Annotated in this window: 7 protein-coding genes; 3 read left to right on the forward strand and 4 right to left on the reverse strand. The window is 66.7% G+C overall.

Annotated elements, in window-relative coordinates:
* Nucleotides 1-7 precede the first annotated feature (7 nt).
* Nucleotides 8-3,148 (forward strand): CusA/CzcA family heavy metal efflux RND transporter, encoded by a 3,141-nt coding sequence (locus ACCC94_RS06485; protein WP_413348517.1) that lies wholly within the window; start codon nt 8-10, stop codon nt 3,146-3,148.
* Nucleotides 3,149-4,312: 1,164 nt separating this feature from the next.
* Here the strand turns inward: ACCC94_RS06485 and ACCC94_RS06490 are convergent.
* Nucleotides 4,313-5,677, reverse strand: coding sequence for an OprD family porin (locus tag ACCC94_RS06490; protein WP_413348518.1), 1,365 nt, complete (start codon nt 5,675-5,677; stop codon nt 4,313-4,315).
* Between the two features lie 252 nt (nt 5,678-5,929).
* Between ACCC94_RS06490 and ACCC94_RS06495 the strand changes: the two genes are divergently transcribed.
* The gene (locus ACCC94_RS06495; RefSeq protein WP_081517039.1) at nt 5,930-6,274 is read left to right on the forward strand and encodes a cupin domain-containing protein; all 345 of its coding nucleotides are present in this window, start codon (nt 5,930-5,932) and stop codon (nt 6,272-6,274) included.
* Between the two features lie 54 nt (nt 6,275-6,328).
* On the opposite strand, the gene ACCC94_RS06500 is transcribed toward ACCC94_RS06495, so the two are convergent.
* Nucleotides 6,329-7,021 carry an MgtC/SapB family protein gene (locus tag ACCC94_RS06500; RefSeq protein WP_413348519.1) on the reverse strand — a complete coding sequence of 231 codons (693 nt, stop codon included), beginning with the start codon at nt 7,019-7,021 and terminating at the stop codon, nt 6,329-6,331.
* Between the two features lie 302 nt (nt 7,022-7,323).
* Here ACCC94_RS06500 and ACCC94_RS06505 point away from each other — a divergent pair, with 302 nt between their 5' ends.
* Nucleotides 7,324-7,632 (forward strand): NIPSNAP family protein, encoded by a 309-nt coding sequence (locus ACCC94_RS06505; protein ID WP_413348520.1) that lies wholly within the window; start codon nt 7,324-7,326, stop codon nt 7,630-7,632.
* Between the two features lie 310 nt (nt 7,633-7,942).
* Here ACCC94_RS06505 and ACCC94_RS06510 read toward each other — a convergent pair whose 3' ends face one another.
* Together ACCC94_RS06510 and ACCC94_RS06515 are read right to left on the reverse strand one after the other, a co-directional pair.
* Nucleotides 7,943-9,358, reverse strand: coding sequence for an efflux transporter outer membrane subunit (locus ACCC94_RS06510; RefSeq protein WP_413348536.1), 1,416 nt, complete (start codon nt 9,356-9,358; stop codon nt 7,943-7,945).
* A gap of 5 nt (nt 9,359-9,363) precedes the next feature.
* Complete coding sequence (locus ACCC94_RS06515; protein WP_413348521.1) at nt 9,364-12,495, reverse strand: multidrug efflux RND transporter permease subunit; 3,132 nt, start codon at nt 12,493-12,495, stop codon at nt 9,364-9,366.
* Nucleotide 12,496 lies beyond the last annotated feature (1 nt).

A 12,496-nucleotide genomic window follows, 5' to 3' on the forward strand; every position in this document is an offset into this window, starting at 1 on the left:
CGAGAGCATGTTCGAACGCCTTATTCGTTTCGCCATCGAGCAGCGCTACCTGGTGCTGCTCGCCGTCCTCGGCATGGCCGGCCTGGGCATCGCCAGCTACCAGAAGCTGCCCATCGACGCGGTGCCGGACATCACCAACGTACAGGTGCAGGTCAACACTTCGGCGCCGGGCTTCACCCCGCTGGAGACCGAGCAGCGCGTCACCTACCCGGTGGAGACCGCCATGGCGGGCCTGCCCGGCCTGCAGCAGACGCGCTCGATCTCGCGCTCGGGGCTGTCGCAGGTGACGGTGATCTTCAAGGACGGCACCGACCTGTTCTTCGCCCGCCAGCTGGTCAACGAACGCCTGCAGCAGGCGCGCGAGCAATTGCCCGAGGGCGTCGAGTCGGCCATGGGGCCGATCTCCACCGGCCTTGGGGAAATCTTCCTGTGGACCATCGAGGCCGAGCCGGGTGCGCGCAAGGAAGATGGCGGCGAGTACACGCCGACCGACCTGCGGGTAATCCACGACTGGGTGATCAAGCCGCAGCTGCGCAACGTGCCGGGCGTCGCCGAGGTGAACACCATCGGCGGCTTCGCCAAGCAGTTCCAGGTCGCCCCGGATACCCGCCGGTTGGCCGCCTACCGTTTGACCCTGGCCGATGTGATCGCCGCGCTGGAGCGCAACAACGCCAATGTCGGCGCCGGTTACATCGAGCGCAACGGCGAGCAGTTGCTGGTGCGCGCACCGGGGCAGGTGGGCAGCCTGGAGGACATCGCCAACATAGTCGTGGCCAATGTCGACGGCACGCCGATCCGCCTGCGCAACGTCGCCGAGGTCGATCTCGGCCGCGAGCTGCGTACCGGTGCCGCCACCGAGGATGGCCGCGAAGTGGTGCTCGGCACGGTGTTCATGCTGATCGGCGAGAACAGCCGCACCGTCGCCAAGGCCGCCGCCGCCAAGCTGGACGAGATCAACCGCACGCTGCCGGCCGGGGTGAAGGCGGTGACCGTCTACGACCGCACGCAACTGGTCGACAAGGCCATCGCCACGGTCAAGCGCAACCTCACCGAGGGCGCGATCCTGGTGATCGCGGTGCTCTTCCTGTTCCTCGGCAACATCCGCGCGGCGCTGATCACCGCCATGGTGATCCCGCTGGCCATGCTGTTCACCTTCACCGGCATGTTCGGCAACCGCATCAGCGCCAACCTGATGAGCCTCGGCGCGCTGGACTTCGGCATCATCGTCGACGGCGCCGTGGTGATAGTCGAGAACGCCATCCGCCGCCTGGCGCATGCGCAACAGCACCACGGCCGCATGCTGACCCGCAGCGAGCGCCTGCACGAAGTCTTCGCCGCATCGAAGGAGGCGCGCCGCGCGCTGATCTACGGCCAGTTGATCATCATGGTGGTGTACCTGCCGATCTTCGCGCTCACCGGCGTCGAGGGGAAAATGTTCCACCCCATGGCCTTCACCGTGGTGCTGGCGCTGCTGGGCGCGATGCTCCTCTCGGTGACCTTCGTGCCGGCGGCCATTGCGCTGTTCATCACCGGCAAGGTGAAGGAAGAGGAAAACCTGCTCATGCGCGGTGCGCGCCGCGCCTACGAGCCAGTGCTGGACGCGGTGATGGCGCGGCGCGCCTGGGTGTTCGCCGGTGCTGCCGTGCTGGTGGTGCTGTCGGGGCTGCTGGCCAGCCGCATGGGCAGCGAGTTCGTGCCCAGCCTGGGCGAGGGCGACTTCGTCCTGCAGTCGCTGCGCACGCCGGGGACCAGCCTGACGCAGTCGGTGTCCATGCAGGAAAAGCTGGAGCGCCAGGTGCTCGACAAGGTGCCCGAGGTGCAGCGCATGTTCAGCCGCACCGGCACCGCCGAGATCGCTTCCGACCCGATGCCGCCGAATATTTCCGATGCCTACGTGATGCTCAAACCTAAAGACCAATGGCCTGATCCGAACAAGAGCCGCGCGCAGCTGGAGGCGGAAATCCAGGAAGCCGCCAACGGCGTGCCGGGCAGCGCCTACGAGCTGTCGCAGCCGATCCAGCTGCGTTTCAACGAGCTGATTTCCGGGGTGCGCAGCGAAGTGGCGGTGAAGGTCTTCGGCGACGACATGGCGGTGCTGAACCAGACCGCCGAGCAGATCGCCGGCGTGCTGCGCCGGGTCCAGGGCTCGTCCGAGGTGAAGGTCGAGCAGACCAGCGGCCTGCCGGTGCTCACCGTGAACATCGACCGCCAGCGCGCGGCGCGCTACGGCCTCAATGTCGGCGACGTCCAGGACACCGTGGCGGTGGCCGTGGGCGGTCGGCAGGCCGGTACGTTGTTCGAGGGCGACCGCCGCTTCGACCTGATCGTGCGCCTGCCGGAGAACCTGCGCAGCGACATCGATGCCCTGTCGCGCATGCTCATCCCGGTGCCGGCCCCGGCCAACGCCGCGGATTCGCGCATCGGCTTCATTACCCTGGGCGAAGTGGCGCGACTGGAGCTGGTGCAGGGGCCGAACCAGGTCAGCCGCGAGAACGGCAAGCGTCTGGTCGTGGTCAGCGCCAACGTGCGTGGGCGGGATATCGGCTCGTTCGTTTCCGAGGCCAGCGGCAACATCGAGCAGCAAGTGAAGTTGCAGGCCGGTTACTGGACGACATGGGGCGGCCAGTTCGAGCAGTTGCAATCGGCAGCGCAGCGTTTGCAGATCGTGGTGCCGGTGGCGCTGCTGCTGGTGTTCACCCTGCTGCTGATGATGTTCAACAACGTCCGTGACGGGTTGGTGGTGTTCACCGGGATTCCTTTCGCTCTCACCGGCGGGGTGGTCGCACTGTGGCTGCGGGAAATCCCCCTGTCGATCTCTGCAGGCGTGGGTTTCATCGCGCTGTCGGGCGTGGCGGTGCTCAACGGGCTGGTGATGATCTCCTTCATCCGCAGCCTGCGGGAGGAGGGATGTTGCCTCGACGCGGCGATCCGCGAGGGCGCGCTGACGCGCTTGCGGCCGGTGCTGATGACGGCGCTGGTAGCCTCCCTGGGCTTCGTGCCCATGGCCCTGGCGACCGGCACCGGCGCGGAGGTGCAGCGGCCGCTGGCGACGGTGGTGATCGGTGGCATCCTCTCCTCGACCACGCTGACGCTGCTGGTGCTGCCGGCGTTGTATCGGTGGATGCACCGGCGGGAGGAGGGCGTCTGACGCATTGCCCCACTTGGCGGACGGACGGGGACGCTTGGTCAAGTCGCTCCTATAGGTCCGCACCGAAGTGCTGCTTTTGTAGGAGCGGACCTTGTCCGCGAAACCCTTCGCGGCGGAAATGGCAGGTGCTGGGATATATACCGTCGATCTTCGCCTGATGACGATTCGCGGAGAAGCTCCGCTCCTACGAGAGCGCAAGCCACAGAGTTGGCACGCAGGGCGGATAACCCGGAGCGGGTTATGCGCCCTACAACCTCGCAGGATGGGGCGGTAGAGTGCGGTTCGCGAGCAAGCTCGCTCCTACAGGTCCGGCTTGAAGTTCCGCGTGCTTTTCGTAGGAGCGAGCTTGCTCGCGAATCGCCTGGCACAGCTGCCTGCCCCGTAGGAGCGGCCTCCGACCGCGATCAGAGCCTCCAGCCACATCAAAATCACGGCGAAGCACGAACGTAGGATGGCGTGGAGCGAAGCGATACCCATCGATTCCGCTGCACCAGAATCATGGGCATCGCAAGTTTGCGGAACGCCGCCCAACCCACCCAGCGAATCCGCTCGCCGGCTAGGGCGGTAGAGTGCGGTTCGCGAGCAAGGACTAGGCGCCCCCCTCTGTCCTGCAGTCCAGCTTGAATTCCGCGTGCTTTTCGTAGGAGCGAGCTTGCTCGCGAATCGCCTGGCACAGCTGCCTGCCCCGTAGGAGCGGACTCCGTCCGCGATCAAAGCCTCCAGCCACATCAAAATCACGGCGAAGCACGAACGTAGGATGGTGTGGAGCGAAGCGATACCCATCGATTCCGCTGCACCGACAGCATGGGCATCGCAAGCTTGCGGAACGCCGCCTGGCCAATCTGCAAGTGCGCTTGCCGGGTAGGGCGGTGGAGAGCGGTTCGCGAGCAAGGACTAGGCGTCCCCCTCGGTCCTACAGTCCAGCTCCGAGGAAATGGCAGGGAGAGCTTTTCGACGCGCAAAAAAAAAGGCGCCCAGTCGGGCGCCGAGAGTTCCTCTCCCCCCAAAGGGCACGTGGAGCGCCAGGGAGAGGAGCAGTGCTGCGGGAAAATCATCACCAGAAGCCTTGGGGGGCGGTGATGGCTTCCGTTATACGCAGGCGCGCCTAACGGGAGGCTGAGGCGCAGCTGACAATTCCGTCATTCGCCCGCCAGGCGCAGGACCTCAGAGAATCGCCAGCGGGTATTCGACGATCAGCCGCACTTCGTCCAGGTCCGATTCGAAGGCGGTGGCGCGGGTCGTTGCCTGGCGCACGCGCAGGGAAAGGTCCTTCAGCTGGCCCTCCTGGAACACGTACCTGGCCTCGACGTCGCGCTCCCAGCGCTTCTGGTCCGTGAGCGGGTCACCGTTGTCATCCGTGCGCATGTACACGGCGTTGGCGTTGGAGTAGTCGGCGTCGGTACCGCGGGCGTAGCGGGTCATGAAGCTCAGGCCCGGCACGCCGTAGGTCGCCATGTCGAGGTCGTAGCGGACCATCCAGGAGCGCTCCTTCGGCGAGTTGAAGTCGCTGTACTGGATGGAGTTGTCCAGGTAGATCGAGTCGGCCTGGCGCAGGTAGTCGAAGTCGTTGTTGCCGTTGTTGCGCTGGTGGCTGACGGCGATACGGTGGGCGCCGAAGTGCACACCGGCGCTGGCGCTCCAGATGTTGGTATTGAACTCGCCGAGCAGCTCGCGCCCCTCGTCCTGCGACTTGTAGTAGTTGAAACCGCCGAACAGCTCCACGGCTTCGCTGAGCGGGAAGTTCAGCGCGGTGCCGAAGTAGTACTGGTTCCAGGCGTCCTTCAGGCGGCTGCTGTAGAGACTGACGCTGGCGTTGTCGTTGATGGCGTAGTCGCCGCCGCCGTAGGCGAGCCAGGCCGAGTCCACCGGGCCGGCGTAGAAGGTGGCGAAGCCGTCGTCCATCTGCCGCGATTGCGGCTGGCTCATGGAATGCAGGCGGCCGCCTTGCAGGGTCAGGCCCTGGAGGCTGGTGTTCTGCAGGGTGAAGCCACGGAAGGATTCGGGCAGCAGGCGCGAGTCGCCGTAGTGCACCACGGGGGTTTCCGGGAACACGTCGCCGAGCTTCAGCACCGTGTCCCACAGGCGCACCTTGGCCGCGCCGCCGGCCTTGGCGTAGTCGCTCTCGGTGCGCCCGTCGTTGTCCGTGGGCAGTACGTCCACCGAGCTGCCGGCGCCGTTGCGACCGTCACCGGTGTCGAGCTGGAAGCCGAGCATGGCGAAGGCATCGACGCCCACGCCGACGGTGCCCTGGGTGAAGCCGGATTCGAACTTGCCGATGATCCCCTGGGCCCAGACTTCCGAGTAGCCGTTGCCGCGCGGCGGCGCGGACTGGCCGTTGCGGGCGTCGCGGTTGAAGTAGAGGTTGCGGTTGAGGATTTCCAGGCTGGCGCCTTCGAGGAAACCTTCGGCCTTGTCGTCGGTTTTTGCCTCGGCGAAGACGGTCGGCGAAGCGACCCCCAGTGCCAGCAGCGAAGCCGCCAGCGGGAATTTGCGTCGGTACTTTCGATCCGTGCGATGCGTGCGATACATGGATGTGCTCCCAAGGGCAGGACGGCTGGTTACCGCCTGCTGTTGTTGTTTTCGCCCAGGTGTGGCGAGGGCCACGGGCATCGTGTGGGAGCGCGGATAACGGCGGCGTGAGCGGCGGATGACAAATCTGTCAGCAGAGGATGAGAAACGGACGGGCAGCGCTGCCAGACATACCGATGTCGAATCCAGGCAACTGCCGGCGGCGGTTCGTGGCTAGGGTGGCGGACCTTCACCGGAACGACTGGAGCTGTCATGTCCGACTTCATTACCGTATTGCGCGACACCTGTCCGACCCCCGTGCTGGACGCCACCAAGTGGAAGCGCATCGGCGGCGACCCGCACACCGTCAACCTCAACGCCTACCTGTCGGCGGACGGCAGCAAGATCATGGGCACCTGGATCTGCACCCCCGGCAAATTCGAGGTGAACTACGAGAAGTGGGAGTACTGCCATTTCCTCGACGGCTACTGCGTGATCACCCCGGAAGGCGAGCAGCCGGTCCACCTGCGCGCCGGCGACGTGTTTGTCATCGAGCCGGGCATGAAGGGCACCTGGGAAGTGGTCGAGACGGTGCGCAAGTATTTCGTCTTCGCCTGACGCTAGGCGAGACGAAAAAGGGAGCCCGCAGGCTCCCTTTTCATTGCGTGATGCTTACTGCGGCCCATCGCTGACCGACCAACTGGTGGCCGACACATAGGGTGCCAGGGCCAGTTCGCCAACCAGGGATTCCAGCAGGCTGTCCTTGTCGCTGGGGGCGAGTACCAGGGCTGCGACTTCTACTTCCCCACCGGTCTTGCGCGCATGGCTTTCCAGGCTCTGCAGGGCGAGCCCGTTGGCGCTCAGGCGGCGCAGCAGGGTGGAGCGCACGAGCGCTTCCTGATGGGCCTCGGTGACAGCCTGGACCGTGTAGTAACGCTCGCTGCTTGGCTCGATGGGCGCGTGGCGCTGGATCCAGCGGGTCACGGAGGGCAGGGTGAGGTTGCACAGCACGATCAGCAGGGTGGCGACCAGCGCCGCCGCGAGGAACCCGCTGCCCGCCAGAACGCCCACCGCGCCGGTGCACCAGACCGTGGCTGCCGTGCTCAGGCCGCGCACGCTGAGGCCGTCGCGCATGATCACGCCGGCACCGAGGAAGCCGATGCCGGTGACCACCTGGGCGGACATGCGCACCACCTGGTCCTCGGCGCCCATGAGGAAGGGCAGGGTGGCGAAGGTGGCCGCGCCGAGGGCGACCAGACCGTGGGTGGCGACGCCGGTGAAGCGCTGGCGCCACTGGCGCTCCATGCCGATCAGCGCGCCGAAGCCAAGCGCCGCGAAGAGGTCGAGGAAGATATCGAAGTACATGCCTTGGTGCTCCGCGCCGGCTTTGCGCCGACGCTCGTCGAAAGGGATATGGTGCCCCGGTGGATAGGAAGGTGTGGTCAGTCTAACGGGCTGGCGACGGTATCGGGGTGATAGGAGGCAGGCTGGACCTACAGGGCCGAGGGCCGTGCTCGCGAAACGCTTCACGCCGTAGTCGCCGGGAGGTCTGGTTCGCGAGCAAGCTCGCTCCTACGAAGAGCGGTGCCCATGCGACGGGTTTATGTGTTCCCGCGAGGATTGGGTAGAGTGGCCGTCCCATTCAACGGAAGAAGAGAGTCGGCAAGATGGTCACCTGTTACCTGCGCTACGTGCTGGACCCGTACAAGCTCAAGGAATTCGAACATTACGGCCGGTTGTGGATCCCGCTGGTGGAGCGCTTCGGCGGCCAGCACCACGGTTACTTCCTGCCTTCGGAAGGGGCCAGCAACATTGCCCTGGCGATGTTCACCTTCCCCAGCCTTGCCGATTACGAGCGCTACCGGCAGCAGTCCATGGACGATCCCGAGTGCCAGGCCGCGTTCCGTTATGCCGAAGAGACCCGCTGCATCCTCAGCTACGAGCGCAGCTTCTTCCGGCCGGTGTTCGGCGGCTGATCCCCCTGCGCGGGCTCGGTGCTGGGTGCCATTGCGGCGGATAACCCGTTCCGGGTTATGCGCCCTACGCGGCTGGGCTGCCCGTAGGAGCGGACCTTGTCCGCGAAGTCCCCACGGCGGCGCCATTTCGACCGGCGTGTCGGGTGCCGGCTTTGCCGGCGGATCGCGGATAAGATCCGCTCCTACGAGAGCAACACGGAACTCCCTGCCGACGGCGCCGGAATCATCGCGGACGGAGTCCGCTCCTACGTATCCGGCCGGCGTAGGAGCGGACTCCGTCCGCGATTGCCATCAGCCGGCAGAGGACTGGTTAGAGCGCTCTCCACCCGCCGCCCAGCGCGCGGAACAGGTCCACCAGGGCGATCTGCCGCTGGGTGCTGGTCTCGATGTAGGCCGACTCGTTGACGAAGTTGCTGCGCTGCGCGTCGAGGTAGCGCAGGTGGCTGTCGACGCCGCCTTCGTAACGCGCCTTGGCCAGCTTCAGGGTTTCGTTGGTGGTGTTGGCCAGGGCCCGGCGCGCGGCTTCCTCGCGGCGCAGGGTATCGGTCGCCGCGAGTGCGTCGGCCACTTCGCGGAACGCGGTCTGGATGGTGCCTTCGTAGGCGGCCACCGCCGAGTCCTTGCGCACCTTGGCGAGATCGAGGTTGGCGCTGTTGCGGCCGGCATCGAAGATCGGCAACGACAGGGTCGGCACGAAGCTCCAGGAACGCGAGCCGCCGTCGAACAACCCGGACATTTCCGCACTGGAGGTGCCGAAGCTGCCGGTCAGGCTGATGCGCGGGAAGAACGCCGCGCGGGCCGCGCCGATGTCGGCGTTGCGCGCCTTGAGCACGTGCTCGGCGGCGAGGATGTCCGGGCGCCGCTCGATCAGCTCCGACGGCGTGCCGGGCGCGATGTCCTGGATCAGCATCGGTTTGTCCTGCGGCACCTGCGGGATGCGCCTGGCCGCATCGGCAGTACCGAGCAGCAGTACCAGCGCGTTAAGCGCCTGCTGCTTCTGCCGCGCATTGCTTTCCAGCTCCGCGCGGGACTGTTCGACCAGCCCCAGGGCTTCCTGATAGTCCAGCGCGGTGGCAGCACCGGCGCTGCGCCGCTGGCTGATAAGGCCCAGCGAATCCTCGCGGCTGGCCAGGGTCTGCTCGGTCAGTTGCAGGCGGCGCTGCGCACCGTCGTAGGTGAGGTACGCCTGACTGACTTCGGCGATCAATGCGATGCGCGCACTGCGGGCGGCTTCCTGGGTGGAGAGGTACTGCTCCAGCGCGGCATCGGTCAGGCTCTTCACCCGGCCGAACAGGTCCAGCTCATATTCGGGCAGCGACAGGCCGACCTGGTAACTGCTGCTCACCGCCGAGCTGCCGCTGTTGGACGGGTCCGCCGGCAGCCGCTGGCGATTGCCGTTGGCGGCGCCGCTCAGGCCGGGCACGCGGTCGGCGCGCTGGATGCGGTACTGCGCGCGGGCCTGTTCGATGTCCAGCAGGGTCTGGCGCAGCGAGCGGTTGTTGTCCAGGGCGACGTTCACCAGCTCGCGCAGTTCGCTGTCGACGATGAAGCTCTGCCAGTCGAGGTTGCTGGCCGCGGCGCCGGGCTGGGCGGCGGGGCCGCTCCAGCTCTGTGCTACCGGTGCCTCGGGGCGCTCGTAGGTGGGGGCCATGGAGCAGCCGGCTATCCACAAGAGCGGAATCATCGCCAGCAGCGGGGCGCTGGCGGCAAAGGCGGGTTTGCGCAGGGTGGTCATTGCGCGGCCTCCGTGGGTTGATGCGCAGGTTTGGGCTGGCGACGCAGCAGCGACAGCAGCCAGACGAAGCAGATGGGCACGAAGATCACCCCGAGCAGCGTGGCGCTGAGCATCCCGCCGATCACCCCGGTGCCGATGGCGCGCTGGCTGGCGGCGCCAGCGCCACTGGCGATCACCAGCGGCACCACGCCGAGGATGAAGGCCATGGAGGTCATGATGATCGGGCGGAAGCGCAGGCGCGCGGCCTGGATCGCGGCGTCACGCAGGCTGTGGCCCTGCTCCCAGAGCTCCTTGGCGAACTCGACGATGAGGATCGCGTTCTTCGCCGCCAGGCCGATGATGGTGATCAGGCCGACCTTGAAGTACACGTCGTTGGGCAGCCCGGTGACCGTCACCGCGAGCACCGCGCCAAGGGCGCCGATGGGCACGATGAGCATCACCGACAGCGGGATCGCCCAGCTCTCGTAGAGCGCCACCAGCAGCAGGAACACCACCAGGATCGCCAGGGCGAACAGTTGGGTGGCCTGGCCGCTCGCGACCTTTTCCTGGTAGGAGAGGCCGGTCCATTCGTAGCCGATGCCGGCCGGCAGCTCGCTTACCAGACGCTGCATCTCGGCCATGGCTTCGCCGGTGCTGACGCCGGGCGCGGCGTCGCCGGAGATGCGGATCGACGGGTAGCCGTTGTAGCGCGCCAGCTGCACCGGGCCTTCTTCCCAGCGGGTGCTGACGAAGGCGGACAGCGGTACCAGCTCGCCGGCGCTGTTGGGCACGTAGAGCTTGAGCACGGCTTCCGGGGTCATCCGGTCGCCCTGTTCGGCCTGCACCACCACGCGTTGCTGGCGGCCGGCGTTGGCGAAGTCGTTGATCACCGAGGAGCCGAACGCGGTGGACAGCGCGCTGCTGATGGACTCGAAGCTGACGCCCAGGGTGCGCGCCTTCTCGCGGTCAATCTCCAGGCGCAGCTGGGGTGCCTCGGCGAGACCTTCCATCATGGCGTAGAGGATCTTCGGGTTGCCATTGGCCTGGCCGAGCAGCTGGTCGCGGGCGGCCAGCAGCGCCTCGCGGCCGAGGCCGGCGCGGTCCTGCAGGCGCAGCGAGAAGCCGCCGGAGTTGCCCAGGCCATCGATCGGCGGCGGGGTCACGGCCATGATCGCGCCATCGCTGATACCGGCGAAGTGTTCGTTGATCGCGGCGGTTTCCGCTTCGGCCGACTGCGATTTGTCGCGCACAGACCAGTCCTTCAGGGTCGGGAAGGCCAGCGCGGCGTTCTCGCCCATGCCGGAGAAGCTGAAGCCCATCACCAGGAAGGACGACGCCACGGCCTCGCGGGACTTGAGGAACTGCTCCAGCTCCTGGCCGGTGACGTCGGCGCGCGCGCGGGTGGCGCCGGGCGGCAGCTGGATGTCGACGATCATGTAGCCCTGGTCTTCCACCGGTACGAAGGATTCCGGCAGGCGCAGGTAGCTGTAGCCGAGCAGGGCGACGATGCCGGCGTAGATCAGCATGTAGCGTCCGGCGCGCTTCACCAGCGCGGTATTGAGCAGGGTGTAGCGCTCGGTCAGGCGGTTGAAGCCGCGGTTGAAGGCGCCGAAGAAGCCGCGCTTCTCGTGATGACCTTCGGGGATCGGCTTGAGCAGCGTCGCGCACAGCGCCGGGGTGAAGGTCAGGGCGAGGAAGCCGGAGAACAGGATCGACACTGCCAGCGACAGGGAGAACTGCTGGTAGATCACGCCCACGGAACCGGCCATGAACGCCAGCGGCATGAACACCGCCGACAGCACCAGGGTGATGCCGATGATCGCGCCGGAGACCTGGCCCATCGCCTTGACCGTGGCAGCGGGCGGGGAGAGGCCTTCCTCGGCCATGATCCGCTCGACGTTCTCCACCACCACGATGGCGTCGTCCACCAGGATGCCGATGGCCAGCACCATGCCGAACATGGTCATCATGTTCACCGAGAAGCCCAGCAGGTACATCATCGTCAGCGTGCCGAGCAGGCACACCGGCACCACGATGGCCGGGATCAGGGTGTAGCGCACGTTCTGCAGGAACAGGAACATCACCAGGAATACCAGCACCATGGCTTCGAGCAGGGTGTGGATCACCTTCTCGATGGCCACGTCGACGAAGCGCGAGGTGTCGTAGGGCACCGAGTACTCGACGTCGGCGGGGAAGTTCACCGACAGCTCGGCCAGGCGTTCCTTCACCAGCGCGGCGGTCTGCAGCGCGTTGGCGCCGGGGGAGAGCTGGATGGCGCCGGCCACGGTGGGCTTGCCGTCCAGGCGCGCGGTGAAGTTGTAGCTCTCGCTGCCCACTTCCAGGCGCGCCACGTCAGCCAGCTTGACGGTGGAACCGTCCGGATTGGCGCGCAGGACGATGCGGCCGAACTCCGCCGGGTCGTCCAGGGTGCCTTTCACGGCGAGGGTGGCGGTCAGCTCCTGCTCGGCGCTGCCGGGGGAGGCGCCGAAGCTGCCGGCCGGAACCTGCACGTTCTGCCCGCGAATGGCGTTGCCCACGTCATCGATGGACAGGCCGTAGCCGACCAGTTTCTGCGGGTCGATCCACACCCGCATGGCGGCTTCGGAGGAGAAGAACTGCAGCTTGCCGACGCCTTGCACGCGGCGCAGCTCGTTGTTGATGTTGCGCGCGGCGTAGTCGCCCAGGGCCGTAGTGTCGGTGCGCTCGGATCCTTCCTTGTAGCTGAGCGCATAGATCAGCAGGAAGCCGGCGCTGGTCTGCTCGACCTCCAGCCCCTGGGTGAGCACGGCCTGGGGCATGCGCGCCTCGGCCTTCTTCAGGCGGTTCTGCACGTCCACCTGGGCCAGTTCCGGGTTGGTGCCGGGCTGGAAGGTGACCACCACTTCGGCCATGCCGTTGGAGTTGCTGGTGGATTCGAAGTAGAGCAGGCCCTTGGCGCCGTTGAGCTCCTCCTCGATCACGCTGGTGACCGAATCCACCAGCACCTGCGCGGAGGCGCCGGGGTAGGTGGCGGTGACGGTGATCTGCGGCGGCGCCACGCTGGGGTACTGGGCCACCGGCAGCAGCGGGATGGCCAGCAGGCCGGCCAGGGAAATGAACAGCGCCACCACCCACGCGAAGTTGGGGCGCTTGATGAAGAACAGTGACATG

This window comes from Pseudomonas sp. Pseusp97, assembly GCF_047304025.1.
Lineage (GTDB): Bacteria > Pseudomonadota > Gammaproteobacteria > Pseudomonadales > Pseudomonadaceae > Pseudomonas.

What these genes read in the sequence shown, in the direction of transcription:
- ACCC94_RS06495 (WP_081517039.1), top strand. Translation starts at nt 5,930, where the DNA reads ATGTCCGACTTCATTACCGTATTGCGCGACACCTGTCCGACCCCCGTG.
- ACCC94_RS06515 (WP_413348521.1), bottom strand. Translation starts at nt 12,495, where the DNA reads ATGTCACTGTTCTTCATCAAGCGCCCCAACTTCGCGTGGGTGGTGGCG.
- ACCC94_RS06490 (WP_413348518.1), bottom strand. Translation starts at nt 5,677, where the DNA reads ATGTATCGCACGCATCGCACGGATCGAAAGTACCGACGCAAATTCCCG.
- ACCC94_RS06485 (WP_413348517.1), top strand. Translation starts at nt 8, where the DNA reads ATGTTCGAACGCCTTATTCGTTTCGCCATCGAGCAGCGCTACCTGGTG.
- ACCC94_RS06505 (WP_413348520.1), top strand. Translation starts at nt 7,324, where the DNA reads ATGGTCACCTGTTACCTGCGCTACGTGCTGGACCCGTACAAGCTCAAG.
- ACCC94_RS06500 (WP_413348519.1), bottom strand. Translation starts at nt 7,021, where the DNA reads ATGTACTTCGATATCTTCCTCGACCTCTTCGCGGCGCTTGGCTTCGGC.